The organism is Thermoactinomyces mirandus, assembly GCF_013868055.1.
Lineage (GTDB): Bacteria > Bacillota > Bacilli > Thermoactinomycetales > Thermoactinomycetaceae > Thermoactinomyces > Thermoactinomyces mirandus.
This window is the reverse complement of the sequence record NZ_JACEOL010000043.1, coordinates 20504-36643: the sequence shown is the minus strand read 5'-3', so window position 1 is coordinate 36643 and position 16140 is coordinate 20504. Positions and strand designations below refer to the sequence as shown.

General features: G+C 46.9%; 15 protein-coding genes. 7 read left to right on the top strand and 8 right to left on the bottom strand.

From position 1 onward, the window contains the following. Positions 1–12: 12 nt before the first annotated feature. The 3 genes from agaV to H2C83_RS13415 all read right to left on the bottom strand — a co-directional run bounded on the left by agaV (position 13) and on the right by H2C83_RS13415 (position 2628). Positions 13–492 carry a PTS N-acetylgalactosamine transporter subunit IIB gene (gene agaV / locus H2C83_RS13425; RefSeq protein ID WP_181741603.1) on the bottom strand — a complete coding sequence of 160 codons (480 nt, stop codon included), beginning with the start codon at positions 490–492 and terminating at the stop codon, positions 13–15. Positions 493–632: 140 nt separating this feature from the next. After that, positions 633–1805, bottom strand: coding sequence for an SIS domain-containing protein (locus H2C83_RS13420; RefSeq protein ID WP_181741600.1), 1173 nt, complete (start codon positions 1803–1805; stop codon positions 633–635). 82 nt (positions 1806–1887) lie between these two features. Next, entirely contained in the window at positions 1888–2628 is a 741-nt protein-coding gene (locus tag H2C83_RS13415; protein ID WP_181741598.1) for a GntR family transcriptional regulator, read from the bottom strand. A 239-nt stretch (positions 2629–2867) separates the two neighbouring features. Between H2C83_RS13415 and H2C83_RS13410 the strand changes: the two genes are divergently transcribed. The 7 genes from H2C83_RS13410 to H2C83_RS13380 all read left to right on the top strand — a co-directional run bounded on the left by H2C83_RS13410 (position 2868) and on the right by H2C83_RS13380 (position 10803). Next, the gene (locus H2C83_RS13410; protein ID WP_181741596.1) at positions 2868–3176 is read left to right on the top strand and encodes a PTS sugar transporter subunit IIB; all 309 of its coding nucleotides are present in this window, start codon (positions 2868–2870) and stop codon (positions 3174–3176) included. A gap of 24 nt (positions 3177–3200) precedes the next feature. After that, positions 3201–4496, top strand: a complete 1296-nt coding sequence (gene celB, locus H2C83_RS13405; RefSeq protein WP_181741594.1) for a PTS cellobiose transporter subunit IIC — start codon at positions 3201–3203, stop codon at positions 4494–4496. A 68-nt stretch (positions 4497–4564) separates the two neighbouring features. Further along, positions 4565–4879, top strand: coding sequence for a PTS sugar transporter subunit IIA (locus H2C83_RS13400; protein WP_181741592.1), 315 nt, complete (start codon positions 4565–4567; stop codon positions 4877–4879). Between the two features lie 34 nt (positions 4880–4913). Further along, entirely contained in the window at positions 4914–6347 is a 1434-nt protein-coding gene (gmuD, locus tag H2C83_RS13395; protein WP_181741589.1) for a 6-phospho-beta-glucosidase GmuD, read from the top strand. Positions 6348–6386: 39 nt separating this feature from the next. Next, positions 6387–7709 carry a 6-phospho-beta-glucosidase gene (locus tag H2C83_RS13390; RefSeq protein ID WP_181741587.1) on the top strand — a complete coding sequence of 441 codons (1323 nt, stop codon included), beginning with the start codon at positions 6387–6389 and terminating at the stop codon, positions 7707–7709. A gap of 233 nt (positions 7710–7942) precedes the next feature. After that, the gene (locus H2C83_RS13385) at positions 7943–9865 is read left to right on the top strand and encodes a BglG family transcription antiterminator (RefSeq protein WP_181741585.1); all 1923 of its coding nucleotides are present in this window, start codon (positions 7943–7945) and stop codon (positions 9863–9865) included. A gap of 26 nt (positions 9866–9891) precedes the next feature. Next, positions 9892–10803, top strand: coding sequence for an ROK family protein (locus H2C83_RS13380; RefSeq protein WP_181741583.1), 912 nt, complete (start codon positions 9892–9894; stop codon positions 10801–10803). Positions 10804–10845: 42 nt separating this feature from the next. On the opposite strand, the gene H2C83_RS13375 is transcribed toward H2C83_RS13380, so the two are convergent. From H2C83_RS13375 to H2C83_RS13355, 5 genes are all read right to left on the bottom strand, one after another. Continuing rightward, positions 10846–11178, bottom strand: coding sequence for a PTS lactose/cellobiose transporter subunit IIA (locus H2C83_RS13375; protein WP_181741671.1), 333 nt, complete (start codon positions 11176–11178; stop codon positions 10846–10848). 12 nt (positions 11179–11190) lie between these two features. After that, the gene (locus H2C83_RS13370; protein WP_181741581.1) at positions 11191–12489 is read right to left on the bottom strand and encodes a PTS sugar transporter subunit IIC; all 1299 of its coding nucleotides are present in this window, start codon (positions 12487–12489) and stop codon (positions 11191–11193) included. 28 nt (positions 12490–12517) lie between these two features. Then, positions 12518–12838: a PTS sugar transporter subunit IIB gene (locus tag H2C83_RS13365; protein ID WP_181741579.1), complete on the bottom strand. Its 321-nt coding sequence runs from the start codon at positions 12836–12838 to the stop codon at positions 12518–12520. Positions 12839–12864: 26 nt separating this feature from the next. Continuing rightward, entirely contained in the window at positions 12865–13176 is a 312-nt protein-coding gene (locus H2C83_RS13360; protein WP_181741577.1) for a hypothetical protein, read from the bottom strand. A 187-nt stretch (positions 13177–13363) separates the two neighbouring features. Further along, complete coding sequence (locus H2C83_RS13355) at positions 13364–16021, bottom strand: sigma 54-interacting transcriptional regulator (RefSeq protein WP_181741575.1); 2658 nt, start codon at positions 16019–16021, stop codon at positions 13364–13366. Positions 16022–16140: the final 119 nt, after the last annotated feature.

The following is a 16140-nucleotide window of genomic DNA, read 5'->3' as shown; positions in this document are numbered from 1 at the left end:
TTTATCACAGATCTATAACAGACCCATGATATCTCTGCCTTTTTCACCCGGGACTCTGCGCAAATCAAGTTTTACGCCCAATTCATGCAAACGTTTAAAAGCGGCAATATCATTTTCATCTACTGAAACGGTGGAAGAAATCTGTTTTTTGCCTTCTTCATAATGCATATTGCCGACATTGATTTTATCGATGGGGACACCACCTTCTTTCAGAGCAAGAGCATCATGGACATCTTTGACCACCAAAAATATTTTTTGGCGGGGATTGGCCTTGTGAATAACATCAATTGTTTTTTGCAAAGAAAAATATCTTGCCGAAATGACATCAGGCAATACCATATCCATCAAATTCTGTTGGATTTCATCGTTTGCCACCTTGTCATTGGCAACCACTACCAGATTTGCCCCCAAATGATTTACCCAGGTAACCCCGACTTGCCCGTGGATCAGGCGATTGTCAATTCTGGTCAGCAAGATGTTTGGCTTTGCCATAAATGATCTTTCCTTTCAAGGTTTTTCTTTCAGGAAGTCTGTCTGCAAACGTTTACAATAAACGCAACACCTTATGCCTGAAGCAGATCTAATAACCGAAGCAGATCACCCCCTTTGCCATTGATTTACTCAAATGCCTGTTACGGGAAAGGATAGATGGTTACTCCCTTTACCACCCGGTTCACCCTTCCGTCCGGGCTTGGATTATCAGGTGTGATTCCAAGTTGAAGAGACTTTTTGAGTGCCAGTGTCTGGGCAAAAATGATATAAAACAGAGCCAGTAAAAAGTCGTCATCCAATGTGTCGCGATCGGAATGAACCGGAATCAGCCAGTCAGCAAGCTTTCCTGTTTCTTCATCCGCTTTTTCCGAAAGAACTGCCACTTTGGCTCCAGAGTTATCACGAGCCAACTCCCTGAGCATGTCCATATCGTACTTGCGTGTATAGGATTGCTGGGACATAAAAAGCACAACCAGAGATTGGCTGTTTAAAACAGACTTTGGTCCATGGCGAAAACCGAGTGAAGATTCATGGATCGCTACCACGTTTCCGGCTGTCAGTTCAAGCATTTTCAGTGCCGCTTCATGTGACAGCTGTCCCAACAGACCTGATCCCAGATAGACAATGCGCTGGAAATCAAATTGCAGGATGTCATCAATCACAGGCGGAATTCGATCAATCCATTTTTCTGCGCAGGCGGTGATTTTTTCAAAATGCTGTCTGTCAAACGGTTTTTCCGCAAACAGAAATCTGGCTGTCAGCATCATCGCAGTAAAACTGCTGGTCATGGCAAACCCCTGGTCATGCGCCTTTTCCGGCATGAGAAAAATAATGCTTTTTTCATCCCCCCGGGCATCCCGGGCCAGTTGCCCGTCTTTATTACAGGTAATTACCACTTGATAGAAATGATCAACCCTTTGCCTCCCCAATGCCACAGTGGCCACACTTTCCGGACTGTTTCCCGACCGTGCCAAAGAAACAAGAACTGTCGGAATTTCTTTAATAAAGCACTCTGCCGGATTTGACACGATATCTGTGGTCGGAACCGCTTCAAACAGGATATTTCTCCTGTTCTGTTTCCGCAAATGGGGAACAAGGAGATCGCCGGCAAATGCAGATGTTCCGGCTCCGGTAAAAATCACGCGCACCTGGTCATGCTGTTTGCAAACCGATTCCCAAAAATCCTGCCACTGTACCTGTCTCCCGGAAAGGGTCTGTTTAAGTTCCTTCCATACTTCCGGCTGCTGGAAAATTTCTGTTGCAGTATATATGGCTTTTCCGGCTTTCAATACTTCAGGTGCAAGTTGCAACATGTCATTTCCTCCAAACCTGATCTGGTTATGTCGTCATAACCAGTTATAATTTTAAAATAACTCTATTATGGCTAATAGAGTTCTATAGCAATTCAACAGTGTAATCAAACTTGTCGCCTCGCGCAACGCTGACCGTATACTCAATCAAAGTCTCATTGTTGTACGCATACCGTTTAATCAGCATCGCAGGTGAATTCTCCTCTGTCTTTAACTGTTCGGCTTCCTTGGAACGGATCAGTGTTGCGGAAAACCGTTCCACTGCTCTGGTAACCCTGATCTGGTAATCCTCCCGAAAAACATCATACATGGGCCTCTTAACCAGATCGTCTGCGGTCAGCCCCGGGAAAATTTTTTTAGGCAAATAGGAAGTTTCATAAATCAGGGGTTCATCATCTGCAAGCCGCAGGCGAACCACTTTGAAAACCTCTTCGGACGGTTTCAGATCCATTTTGTTTGCCAGCCATTCATCAATCACTATTTCATTAAAAGAATGCACTTTGGTTGCGGGGACTTTCCCCAGCGCTTTCATTTCTTCGGTAAAACTGTAAAGCTTGAGCAAATCCTGATTGTAAGATTTGGGGGCAACAAACGTTCCTTTTCCGTGAAGCCTGTAAATATACCCTTCTTTTTCCAGTTCCATCAGCGCCTGCCTTACAGTGATCCGGCTCAAATCATACAGTTCACAAAGTTCCCGCTCGGAAGGCAGCCTTTCATGTTCCTGATATTCTCCGGCATCTATTTTCTTGATCAGTTCTTCCATTAATTGCAGATATAATGGCACTTTGCTTGTTTTATCCAATATGTTATCTTCCACCTCCAACATCTCAATATTTCCTATTGGTTATAACCAGTTTCTTCAATTATTATAATATGCGCTTTACAAAATGTAAAGGAATTTCCCATTCAAGCGAAAAACAGCCACACCACGCATGAACAAACACTTCCCCCACCTGCCGGAAAAACTCTGTGTCCAGTTGCAACCGTTTGCAATTTAAAATATGAATTGAGGACATCCAATATCAGGAATCCTATCAAATACCAGCCCGACTGGAGGAATCATGGATGAAACATATTTTACTGGCTTGTTCTTCAGGAATGTCTACCAGTCTGCTTGTAACACGAATGAAGCAGGCTGCAGAAGCAAAAGGAATTGAGGTTGAAATTTGGGCCGTTGCCCAGGACAAGGCACAGACAGAAATGGAAAAAGCAGATGTACTGCTGATTGGTCCGCAAATGCGATTTATGCTGAAGAAATTCTCCAAAACCGCCGAGCAACTTGGAATCCCCGTAGAAGTGATCGATCCGGTAGCTTATGGGCGCATTGATGGAGAAGCAGTATTAAAAAGAGCACTGGAATTGATCGAAAAATAAATTATTTGACAGGAGTGGGCAAAAATGAATAACAACAAATTCATGAATGTGTTGGAAAAAATCCTGTTGCCTGTTGCAGACAAGTTGAACAACAACCGGTACCTGACAGCGCTTCGTGACGGATTCATGCTGGCACTGCCGCTGATTATCTTCGGTTCCATTTTTGTCGTCATTGCCAACTTCCCATTTCTGGACCGCCTGTTAAGTGAAGAAGCTTATGCAGCCTATCAGAATGCGCTTGGTCCGGCATCGGCTGCTACCTTAAGCATTATGGGACTGTTTGTAATCATTGGAATCGGGTACAATCTGACCCGGCAATACAAACTGCAAGGAATTTATGGCGGCGTCGTCGCCCTGGCAGCTTTCCTGATTCTGACGCCACAAGTGCTCGAAGGGATAAGCGGCGTCATTCCGACATCCAGTCTCGGTGCGGAAGGACTGTTCCTCGGGATCTTTACCGCTTTTATTTCTGCAGAACTGTATCGCTATTTTGTGCAGAAAAACTGGACTATTAAAATGCCGCCCGGAGTTCCGGATGCTGTCTCCAGATCATTCAGCGCACTGATTCCCATTGCCATGACCTTAACCATCTTCCTGGCGGTTCGGATCATTTTCAGCTATACCCCTTTTGAAACGGTACAGAACTTCATCTACACGGTGATTCAGCAGCCGCTTACGGTGCTTGGCAGCGGGCTGCCGGCAACGATTGTGGCGGTTATTATGATCCAGCTGTTCTGGTTCTTTGGTTTGCATGGCCAAATTATTGTAAACTCTGTCTTCGACCCCGTCTGGTATGCATTAAACGACCAGAATCTGCAAGCTTTCCAGGCCGGAATCGAATTGCCCAATGTTATTACCAAACAGTTTATCGATACCTTTCTGGTCGGCATGGGCGGATCGGGAATGACTCTGGCTGTTGTCATCCTGTTGTTCCTCATTGGCCGAAGCAGGCAAATCAAGGAACTTGGCAAATTGGGAGGCCCTCCCGGCATCTTTAACGTGAATGAACCGATTATTTTTGGCCTGCCTATCATCATGAATCCCCTGGTGTTGATTCCATGGGTGCTGGCGCCGGTCGTTGTCACCATTATCACCTATTTCGCCATGTCGACGGGAATTGTGCCAAAACCGGCCGGAATTATTGTTCCATGGACAACTCCCATTGGTTTGAACGGTTTTCTGGCTACCGGAAATGCCTGGCAGGGAGCGGTATTGCAGATCGTCAATTTGCTGGTTGTGATGGGCATCTGGTGGCCATTTCTAAAAATACTTGATAAAAACTATTATGAAAATGAGAAAAAAGCTTCAAAACAGAAATAAATGATGGTTTCCATTGAAATCAGGAAATTAACGATATTCTATCTGGAAACTTCGGGAGTGATTGAAAAATGGATTCAATAACGGAAATTGCGTTTCAAATCATCCTGCACGCCGGAAACGGCAAATCAAGCGCTATGGAAGCAATCCAAAAAGCAAAGGCCGGACAGTTTGCCGAAGCAGATCAACTAATCAAGGAAGCTGGAAAAGAACTTGGCAAGGCACACCAATATCAGACTGAGCTGCTGCATGAAGAGGCAAATGGGGAAATGGCACCTGTCAATGTCATACTGGTGCATTCCCAGGATCATCTGATGACATCCATGACCGTCAGGGATCTGGCAGAAGAAATTATCGAAATTTATCGCAGCCGATTACTCGGATAAAGAGAAACGAAATCGCTCTTGAAGTTCTCTGCAAATGACACTGCCATTTCTTAACAGAACACTGAAAACGGAGGGAACACAATTGCCCATACAATACAAATTTCCGGAAAATTTCTGGTGGGGAAGCGCAACTTCTGCCACGCAAATCGAAGGCGCGGCAAATGTAGGCGGAAAAGGAAAAAATATATGGGACTATTGGTACGAAAAAGAGCCAAACCGTTTTTTTGAAAATGTCGGGCCTGAAACCACATCCGATTTTTACCACCGCTACAAGGAAGATATCCGATTAATGAAAGAAACAGGCCACAATACCTTTCGCTTCTCCATTTCCTGGTCAAGGCTCATTCCGGGCGGACGCGGCGAGATAAATCAAGAAGCGGTCCAATTTTACAATAACGTCATTGATGAACTGATCCAAAACGGAATTGAACCATTCGTCAACCTCTTCCACTTTGATATGCCGCTGGAGCTGCAGTATGAAGGGGGCTGGGAAAAAAGGGAAGTAACCGACCTGTATGAAAACTACGCCAAAGAAGCGTTTCGCCTGTTTGGCGACCGTGTCAAAAAGTGGTTTACCTTCAACGAACCGGTTGTTCCAGTGGAAGGCGGCTATCTCTATGACTTCCACTATCCCAATGTGGTCGATTTCAAACGTGCCGCCCAGGTAGCCTATCATACAATGATCGCTCATGCCAAGGCAGTCAGATCATTCCGGCAGTCAAACACCGGCGGGAAAATCGGCATCATTTTGAACCTGACCCCTTCTTATCCCAGAAGCCGGCATCCGGCTGACCTGAAAGCGTCACACATCGCTGACCTGTTCTTCAACCGCAGCTTCCTGGACCCGGCTGTTCTGGGAGAATATCCGCGGGACCTGATTGAAATTTTAAGTGAACATGGGATATTGCCCGTCACGCAACCAGGAGACAGTGAACTCCTGCAAGCCGGGAAAATCGACCTTCTGGGAGTAAACTATTACCAGCCGCGCCGTGTCAAGGCCAAAGAGCATCTTCCCAATCCATACGGGCCATTCATGCCGGACTGGTTCTTTGACAGCTATGAAATGCCGGGCCGGAAAATGAATCCGTATCGCGGCTGGGAAATCTACGAAAAGGGCATTTATGACATCATGATGAACCTGAAGAAAAACTACGGCAATATTGAATCGTTTATTTCCGAAAATGGCATGGGCGTCCAGAATGAAGAAAGATTCATCAGAGATGGTGAAGTCCAGGATGACTACCGGATCGAATTTGTCCGCGAGCATTTGAAATGGCTCCATAAAGCAATCGCAGACGGATGCAACGCCAAAGGTTATCATCTGTGGACATTTATGGACAACTGGTCGTGGACAAATGCATACAAAAACCGCTATGGTTTGTTCCGGGTCGACCTTGGCACCTTGAAAAGGACACCAAAGAAAAGTGCCCGCTGGATGAAAGAAGTTGCCAGAAATAATGGTTTCTGATTTTGCCAGCCGAATCAAACGGATATGAGGTGAAGTCCTTTGCACGGAATCAAAGTGGTTACGATTGGCGGCGGATCAAGCTATACACCTGAACTGGTCGAAGGCTTGATCAACCGGTATCCTGAACTGCCTGTTCGCGAACTGTGGCTTGCAGACATTGAAGAAGGCAAGGAAAAACTTGAAATTGTAGGGGCTCTTGCCAAACGGATGGTCAAAAAGGCCAATGTTCCGATTGAAATTCATCTGACGCTTGATCGAAGGGAAGCGCTGCCCGGAGCCGATTTTGTCACAACGCAAATCCGCGTCGGGCAACTCACGGCCCGCGCCAAGGATGAAACCATTCCGCTCAAATATGATGTGATCGGCCAGGAGACCAATGGGCCGGGCGGCTTGTTCAAGGGACTTAGAACCATTCCCGTCATTTTGGACATATGCCGGGATATGGAAGAACTTTGTCCGGACGCATGGCTGATCAACTTCACCAATCCCGCCGGCATGGTAACAGAAGCGGTACTCCGGTACGGCGGCATTCGGAAAACTGTCGGCTTGTGCAATGTCCCGATCGGTATGCACAGGGGGATCGCGCAAATGCTGAATGCCGAACCGGAACAGGTCCGGATCGATTTTGCCGGCCTCAATCACATGGTTTATGGACTGAATGTCTATCTGGATGGCGTAAATGTCACCGCAAAAGTGGTCGACCTGATTGCCGGCGGAGCCGGAATGACCATGAAAAACATTGCGAACGTCGGTTGGGAAAGAGATTTTATCAAGGCCCTCGGGATTTTGCCATGCCCCTATCACCGGTATTATTATCAGACAGGAAAAATGCTGGAAGAGCAAAAAAAGGAACTTGCGGAAAAAGGAACCCGTGCCGAAATCGTGATGGAACTTGAGAAAAAGTTGTTTGAAATATACAGGGACCCTGAACTTGACATCAAACCACCCCGGCTCCAGGAAAGAGGAGGAGCTTACTACAGTGATGCTGCCTGCAACCTGATCAATTCCATTTACAACGACAAACGGGATATTCAGCCGGTAAATACCAGAAACAATGGCGCAATCGCCAGCATTCCGGATGATTCGGCAGTGGAAATCAGTTGTGTGATTACAAAAGACGGTCCCAAGCCGATTGCTGTCGGTGATTTGCCCGTTGCCGTCAGAGGCCTGGTCCAACAGATCAAATCATTTGAACGCCTGGCTGCTCAAGCGGCAGTTACGGGAGATTACCATAAAGCACTCCTGGCAATGACGATTAATCCATTGGTTCCATCAGATACCATAGCAAAACAGATTCTCGATGAAATGCTGGAAGCCCATAAAGCCTGTTTGCCGCAGTTTTTCCCTCCGCAAAACAGATAAACGGAACCGGGTTCTGGTTCATGATTGAATCCGGAACCCTCCGTTTCTCCATCATTTTCAAGGGGGGCCGGATTGAGCCCGGAGTCTCTTTGTAAAAGCGGGAAACTGTGCCACAATAGAATTAATCCGTATACAGAAGGATAATTCACCGGATGAAAAGTTTTATTCACCAGGCATGAAAATGCTGTCATCTCGAGCAACAAAATTTGAGAGAGCAGACAGGGTGAAAATGTATGTTAAATCAACGCATGCAGCATATTTTACGTGAATTGATGAGTGCGCATGGTCCAATTACCGGAACATACCTTGCCAACCTGAATCAGGTCACCGTACGAACCATACGGGAAGATGTGAAACATCTGGATGCCCTTCTTGCCGGCCATGGCGCCCGGATTGAATCCCTGATGGGGAAAGGGTACCAGTTGATAATCGATGATGACCACGGTTTTCGCCAATTCCTGAATACCAACTTTGGCAATGGCGGCCAAAAGATCCCCGGAACGCCGGAGGAACGTATTTCCCATATGATTCGTCGTTTGCTTTTAAACAACGGGTATCTAAAACTTGAAAATCTGGCCGATGAAATGTACGTCAGCAAGTCTACCGTCCAAAACGATCTGAAGCAGGTAAAAGAACAACTGGGCAAATATGACATCAAACTGGTTTCCCGACCGAATCACGGTTTGAAAGTGGAAGGCAGGGAAATCAAGCTTCGCTTTTGCATGGCGGAATACATTTTTTCCAAGAATGATTCCGGAGAAATTCGGGGTGAGCCCGTCCTGCCATTGCCACGCAGAGATCTTGACCGCATCCACCAGATCATTCTCAACCAGATCAAAAAGCATCAGATCACAATGGCGGACATTTCCGTCAATAACTTGCTGATTCATATCGCCATCGCCCTTAAACGGATTAAAAACGGCAATCATGTGACATTGCACCAGACAGAGATCCGGGATATCCTGAGGCAGAAAGAGTATATTGTCGCCAACCATATTGCCAAAGAAATTGGAAGCGTGTTTCAAACCACTTTTCCAAAAGAGGAAATCGCCTATATTGCCATCCATCTGGCAGGAACAAAAATGCTCTCCCAAACATATGACCAGGACCAGTTGGTGGAACACGTCGTGGACCAGGAGATTTTGCGCCTGGTTTACATCATGCTGGAAAAAATTGAAGAAAAAATGGAACTGGATTTGAAACATGACCGGGAATTGATCATGGGGCTTGGTCTACATCTGAAACCGGCCATAAACCGTTACAAATTTGGCATGAACATCCGAAATCCCATGCTTGAGGATATTAAAAAAAATTATCCGCTCGCCTTTGATGCGGGAGTCATTGCCGGAATGGCCATTGAGGATAAAACCGGAATCCGGATGAATGAAAACGAGATTGGCTATCTGGCCCTCCATTTCGGGGTGGCCATGGAAAGAAAAAAATCCCCTGCTGCTCCGAAACGGTGTCTGATCGTTTGCGCTTCCGGCCTGGGAACGGCCCAGCTGATTTATTACAAAATCAAAAACCGGTTCGGGAAAAACCTGGATGTGGCAGGCACGACCGAATATTATAACCTTCACCAATGCAATTTGCGCAATATTGATTTTATTGTCAGTTCCATTCCCATTTTCGAACCATTGCCTGTTCCCGTAATCGAAGTAAATGCCATTATGGGGGATCATGATTTATCCCGGATCGAATCACTGATTGCTGACAAAAAGGAAGATGCCTCCGCTTATTTCAGGGAAGACCTTCTGTTTCTGGGCAAACATTTTTCCTCAAAAAATGAAGTGCTTGCTTTCATGCATGAGCAATTGCTTGAAAAGGGATTGGTCGATCCCGATTTCCTTGAAGCCATTCATGAACGCGAAAAGGTTGCGCCTACCGCATACGGGAATCTGGTTGCCATTCCCCATCCCATCACTCCAAAATCAAGTGATACGTTCCTTGCGGTATGCACCTTGAAAAAACCGGTTCTTTGGGGCGACAAGCCGGTTCAGTTTGTATGTATACTCAGTGTAAAAAAAGAAAGCAAGGAAGATTTGCAATCCATGTATGAGCTGCTTGGTAAAATCATTGAAAACAGTTCAATCGTTCAGTCCCTGCTGAAAGCGACATCCTGTGAAACTTTTATGGATGTGCTTGAAAACATATAAGATGATTACAAAGGAGAGGCCGAATAATGGCTTTTGCAATTGGCGTCGATATTGGCGGAACCAAAACGGCCATTGCTGCGGTTGACCATACCGGAAAGATCTGGGAACAGGCCAAAATCCCGACCGATCTCTCCATCTCTCCCAAGACGATGATAAAACGCATCCACAGGGAAATCGACCACATCCTGACCGTTCATCCGCAAATCAGGCAAAATGTGACCGGAATTGGGATCGGGGCTCCCGGTCCGTTAGACTCCGGAAACGGCATGATCAAATGCCCACCCAACCTGCCTGACTGGCGGGATGTGCCAATCCGGCAGTGGATGGAGGAAAGGTGGGGATGGCCCGCCATTCTTGAAAATGATGCCAATGCTGCGGCAATGGCAGAACAGTGGCTGGGAGCCGGGAAAAATGATGATCATTTTGTCTATATGACAATCAGCACCGGAATCGGAGCGGGAATTGTCACCGACGGCAGACTGCTGCGAGGCAAAAACGGCAATGCCGGGGATATCGGCCATATGGTTGTCGATCCCTCTTTCGGCAAATGTACCTGCGGGCAGGAAGGATGCCTGGAATCAATTGCATCTGGTACAGCCATCGCAAAACGTGCTTCAGAAATCTTGGAGAAACAGCTGACAACCAGGGAAGTGTTTGCCTTGTATCATGAGGGAATTCCGGAAATTGTCCGGTTTATCGAACAAGTTTTTCGCGTCCTCGGTATCGCTTGTGTCACCCTGATCAATACCTTTGAACCGGACAAGATCATCATTGGTGGCGGTGTTTCCAAGGCGGGAGAACCATTATTTGCAGCGATTCGCAACTATGTCGGCAAATACGCCCTCAGTCCGGACGGGCAAAAGACGGACATTGTTCCCGCCATGCTGGATCAAAATGCCGGCGTGATTGGGGCTGCGGCTTTATGCTTTCATTCATAAAAAACAGGGATGCCTGGTTCAGACATCCCTTCCTTTGTATCATTAACCTTCCAATTTTTCCAACCGTTTTTCCAGCCGTTCCGTTTTGCGCAGCATGTTAATCATGCGCCTGATCAGCTGTATTTCTGCCTGTGCTGTCATCACATGATCCTGGGCATGGATCATAACAAAACTGGGAACAGCGTTTTCAGCCTGGTTCTGGATCAATTGTGTCTGGTATTTATGACCTTTTAAAAATTCCTCATTGGCTTCTTCCATTAATTTTTCTGCCTCGTCAAAATTGTATTCCTCTGCTTCATCCAGTGCTTCATAGGCAGCTCCCCTTGCATTTCCACCATGCAAAATGAGCTGTGTCATGATTTCCTCGTAATTCATCCATTTCACTCCTTAGCTATTAACAGGTTCCACTCCATCATTTTTTTCCTGTTCTACCAGCTGTGACTCATATTTTTTGAAGAACGGCCAATAAATCAGGGCTGCAATCACTGCATCGATAATCTGTACCAGACCTGCCAGGACGGAGCCGCCAGTGGCGATAAACCCGCCAAAAAAGATTGGTACGGTAAATGGCGGCTGCAGAACGACCGGTGGCAAAATCCCGGTGGCGAACAGGATATAGTTGATTGTCACAATCACTGTTGGAGCCAGAACAAATGGAATGATCAGAACGGGGTTCAGGACAATTGGCACACCGAAGATAACTGGCTCATTAATATTGAATATGGCAGGAATAAGGGCTGTTTTCCCAACTTGTTTCAACTGGACAGAGGCAGAGAACAACATGAAGATAACCAGTCCCCAGGTTGCACCAGATCCCCCAATATGGGTAAACATGTGGAAGAACGGCTCGGTTACAATCCCGGTTGCTTCTGCGCCGGCTTTGACGGCATCAGCGTTTTCAGCCAGCTGTGTCATCCAGAAGGGATAAGCAACTGAGGAAACCACGTTCATCCCGTGAATTCCAATCGACCACAGAATCAGCATCAACAGAATCATGCCGAGTGCCGCCCAGTAAGAGTTGGATGCTGCAACGAGCGGGCTGAACAAATCCAGAACCAGTTGCGGAATGGTAACACCAAAGTTTGCCCAGACGATCCAGGCCAGAATCCATACCAATGGCAGGATGATCATAAAGGGTACCAACGCTCTGAACGTACGCATGACATAGGGCGGAACCCCTGCCGGCAATTCAAACGTTACTCCTTTATTGATGAGAAAACGCATGGCTTCCGTCGTCAGAATCCCCAGGATAATCGCAACAAACAATCCTTGTCCGCCAAGATAATTCAAAATATCTCCAAACGGAACGTTTTCAATAGCCGTAACCGGAAAGGCTGTCATGAAAAACGACAGCATGGAAAGAATCCCTGCCATGACGGAATCCATATCCTCACGGCTTGCCAGACTGTACCCCACACCAAAGGCAACGGTTAACGCCATTAAACCAAACGTAAGGTTGAATGGAAATAACAGCTGGCCCTGGATCGGTTCCACCGCATTGGCCCAGGCATCGATAATCCCCCAGTTTAATGAGGTTGGAGGGTTGGCAATAATCAAGAAAATTGCACCGGTAATAATAACCGGAAGCGCGAAAATGACAAAGGCGTCACGAATGGATTGCAGATATTTGTTCTGGGCAATTCTTCCAAGCGGTTCCATCAGGTGATTTTCCAACCAGTCAATCATTAGTAGGACCCCCTCTTTTTACTGATTTTTACTTTTCCAGCATTTTCAGCACCTGGTCGAGCACTTTATCCCCGTCCATCAGGGCAAATGCGCGCTGGTCAACCAGTTCTACCGGAATATTGTGCTGTTCAGCCACTTTGGTCACTTCTTTTTTCAGATGGCGTACCTGCGGTTCAAGCAGGGCAACGTTATATTGGTCTGCCTTGTTTTTGAATTCACCTGTACCACCAGCGTCAGCTTCCAATTTTATGCCGCGTTTGTTTGCTGCTTCCTGCACCTTTTGGGCCAACTGGCTGGAAGTAGCCCCCCAACTGCATAGAATAATCAGCTTGATTGGTTGATTTTCCATTGAACTCATCCCTTTCGTATAGTTGTTTACCTTTGTTTTCTGGAAGAAGAAAATACGTGTTTTGCCATTTGGTCTATGCGTTTGTAATGTCCCATCAACCAATAGGAAAACCAGGATGCGGCGAAGATCACGATGGCAAAAGCAACGCCAAATCCAAGCAGGAATTGACCATTTGGCTGATCCGCGACAACAGCGTAAGTTCCGTAACCAATCCAGATCAGTGAAAACAGATTTGCATACAGGAACAGGAATCTTTTCAGGTTTGCCAAACGACCCCCTCCTTGATGAGCATTTTTCCGATACCCGTCAAGTAAATCCAAAATCTGACGAATTCGCATGCCTCCTTCTTTTTATTAGGGAAAACACGGTTTTCTGTTGTAGTTTCCCCTCCCGTCCTTCAATTATGCAAAACCCGTGCCAACACAGATGAATGCAATAATAAAGCGGTTTCAAAGGAAATAAAAAAATGTGTGCAGTTTTCTGCACACATCACTGTAAAAACAGGCCATCCTTCATATTCCCCTGTCAACGAGACAGCTTGATCAGTTCTTTTTCAACCGAATCAGATATGGTAACAGAAAACGTGTTCTCAAGAGCGGTGAGGAGTGGTTTCCAGACTTCTTTTTCCTGATCGGTGATGACAATTTTACCATCGAGCGGAATCGCTGCCGTAAGCTTGTGGCTGTCATTTTTTAATTGCGCGGCAACGATCCGGTCCATCAGGCTGCCAAGGTGCATCCACATGCCCAGTTCCCGGTCAGTATCCCAGGAATAAAAGTCCCGGATAGGAGGCAGATGCCGGTCTAAAATCGCGGCAACCGTTTTGGGATTGACATGGGTGACAATTTCTCCAAGCCCCTGAACAGCGAGGGAATAGATTTCTTCCGCAGCAACCTCGCTTTTTTCAGGAAAGACCGGTGTTTTTCTGGTCACTTCCAGCAGTTTGGTCATGCGGGAAATCCCGTCCTGCTGCAGCAATTCCCAGGCCGGGATATAGGGAATCCCCTTGATGGAAACGGGCACGGTCCCAATGATGGCAATCATGTCATAGTAATTTTTCAGGTCGTTTAAAACAGAAGTATCCTTGGTGGTCGGATCAATACGGACCGTTCGGATAATCACATCCTGGTCCCAAGCGGAAAGCTGGTCTTTTAACCATGATTCCAAAAGTTGTGCCGCTCCCTCGCCCGTGAAGCAGACGGTGGCGATCATGCGCTTTTTCTTGATGTTTTTTTCAGCTTCGTTTTCCCTGAAAAAAGTGGTCATCGCTTTTTTGGCGGCATCGTATATATCATCCAGTGTCAGGTCGGTAACAAGCGATTTCCTGCCTGCCTCAAGAACCATGGGCAGATTGACGCAGGAAAGGGTTTTCACAGGGATATCCACATCATGCCGGATCGTGTCCCCCATGGTAATCAGAGAACCGATATCAACGAGAAGAAGGACTCCGCTCACCTGTTCCAGCGATTTTATTTTTTCCTTGACCCGCTCGTATATGGAGCTTGCCGATAGATTTAACGGCATGTCGATGGCATGAATCACTTTATTGCCTAGCAGTGTATTGGTTACATCAGCCATGGAAGATGCCGCGGCATCCCCGTGGGTTACAAGGATAATGGCCACCGATTGCCCGGAAGCCGTATACACTTCCGTTGGTCTGTCCGGCAGGAAATGGGCAATCAGTTCAACTTCCTCATCCGGCAGTTTGAGGCCGATTTCCTTGTCCAGGTACCTGGCCAGATGCCGGGATGCCCGGCGGTACGCCACATTCGGATGGATGACAATGGGCAACGATTCCTTGTTCGTTTGCTGTTTTTGATGGTTCCGGAAGTTTTGCAAATGCAGGCCAATCACATAAAGCTGGTTGATGTCAGGTTCCACCGGAAAAACATCTTTAAGTTCATGCCGCGCTCTTGTCAATGCCTGAAAAAGATCCTTGTCAATCAATTGCTGCCAGCCCTGTTTTGATACGTGTGGCTGATGATACCGTCTGGACAGTTCCCGGATATAGGTTTTAATTACATCCTGCAGACTTTTATGATCTGACTGGTTGGCCAAATGCCGGTAGATATTGGGGAGGCTGAAATCATCCTGACCGGTTTCCGGCCAGTTTCCCGATCCATCAATGGTCCGGATCTGTTTTAAGTTGCTACGGGTTGCATAGACGTACACTTCTTCCGGCAAATCTTCAGCTGTAATTAACACTTTTTCCCTGTTGCTTTTCAAATAACGCAAATAGGCGTGGGCACAGGCGATCTGGATATCACTTTTCAGTTGCCCGATGTTGCCGGGACAAGGATAAGACAGGAGTGCCTCCCGGCAGTTATCGGTAATGGCGAGGGCCTGGCCCATTTTTCCTGCTTCTTCGGCAAGAAAATGATTGATCAGTACTTTTCTTTCTTCCCTGGTCCGTTCCCTCAACGGCGGAAGATTCAATTTGACAGAAAAGCGACGGTACAATGTCGGAAGCAAGACCTTGCCCGGGTCCTCCGTTGTAGCGCCAATCAATGTCACATTGGCATGCCTTGTCCGGATTGCTTCCCCGAGTCGGCGATACACACCCTTGTCCATCAGATAAAACAGCATTTCCTGTCCGGATGGCGGGAGACGGTGAATCTCATCAAGAAACAGAATCCCCCCGTCCGCCTGTTCCACAAGTCCCTCCTGGTCCCTGATTGCCCCGGTAAAGGCCCCTTCCTTGATACCGAATATCTGTCCGACAAGCAATTCGGCATTTTGGGCATAATCGGCACAGTTAAAGACAATAAACGGAAAGTCACGGGTTGGTACCATCTGCTTTTTGGCCAGTTTTGACAGGGTTTCGGCAAGATACGTTTTCCCTGTCCCCGTTTCTCCAGTCAGGAGAATGGGCAGTGATTTGGTCGGGTACAAAAACGCTGCCATGGCCTGCTCCAAAATCGGCTCCAAGCTTTTTCCAACCCCGTGCGTTTTCGGCATGAACCGGGAAGCAGCGGGGGAAGCAGATGGTTTTGCCCTGTATTTAACAGGCTTTCCTGGGACTTTAACAACCTTGTCTTGTCGCACGAGTTCATTCAGGTAGCGGCTTGCCGTGGAACGGTCAATCCCCAGTTTCCGGCTGATTTGACTCGCATCAATTCCTTCAGGAACATCCTGCTGATTTAATTTAATTAATGCGTGGAAAATGTCATCGATCTTGCTCATTGCGGAATCCCCATTATTATTGGTTGTTTACCTATATTGTAACAGGCAGGGGGTAAAAATGCATAAATTGTTAGGAGGAGGAAGTTGCCAACTTGTTGACAGAATAAAATTCACCATAA

Bases quoted from the DNA above. Each gene is read 5' to 3' on its own strand.
- agaV (WP_181741603.1), bottom strand. From the start codon at position 492: ATGGCAAAGCCAAACATCTTGCTGACCAGAATTGACAATCGCCTGATC.
- H2C83_RS13420 (WP_181741600.1), bottom strand. From the start codon at position 1,805: ATGTTGCAACTTGCACCTGAAGTATTGAAAGCCGGAAAAGCCATATAT.
- H2C83_RS13415 (WP_181741598.1), bottom strand. From the start codon at position 2,628: ATGTTGGAGGTGGAAGATAACATATTGGATAAAACAAGCAAAGTGCCA.
- H2C83_RS13410 (WP_181741596.1), top strand. From the start codon at position 2,868: ATGAAACATATTTTACTGGCTTGTTCTTCAGGAATGTCTACCAGTCTG.
- celB (WP_181741594.1), top strand. From the start codon at position 3,201: ATGAATAACAACAAATTCATGAATGTGTTGGAAAAAATCCTGTTGCCT.
- H2C83_RS13400 (WP_181741592.1), top strand. From the start codon at position 4,565: ATGGATTCAATAACGGAAATTGCGTTTCAAATCATCCTGCACGCCGGA.
- gmuD (WP_181741589.1), top strand. From the start codon at position 4,914: ATGACACTGCCATTTCTTAACAGAACACTGAAAACGGAGGGAACACAA.
- H2C83_RS13385 (WP_181741585.1), top strand. From the start codon at position 7,943: ATGTTAAATCAACGCATGCAGCATATTTTACGTGAATTGATGAGTGCG.
- H2C83_RS13380 (WP_181741583.1), top strand. From the start codon at position 9,892: ATGGCTTTTGCAATTGGCGTCGATATTGGCGGAACCAAAACGGCCATT.
- H2C83_RS13375 (WP_181741671.1), bottom strand. From the start codon at position 11,178: ATGAATTACGAGGAAATCATGACACAGCTCATTTTGCATGGTGGAAAT.
- H2C83_RS13370 (WP_181741581.1), bottom strand. From the start codon at position 12,489: ATGATTGACTGGTTGGAAAATCACCTGATGGAACCGCTTGGAAGAATT.
- H2C83_RS13365 (WP_181741579.1), bottom strand. From the start codon at position 12,838: ATGGAAAATCAACCAATCAAGCTGATTATTCTATGCAGTTGGGGGGCT.
- H2C83_RS13360 (WP_181741577.1), bottom strand. From the start codon at position 13,176: ATGCGAATTCGTCAGATTTTGGATTTACTTGACGGGTATCGGAAAAAT.
- H2C83_RS13355 (WP_181741575.1), bottom strand. From the start codon at position 16,021: ATGAGCAAGATCGATGACATTTTCCACGCATTAATTAAATTAAATCAG.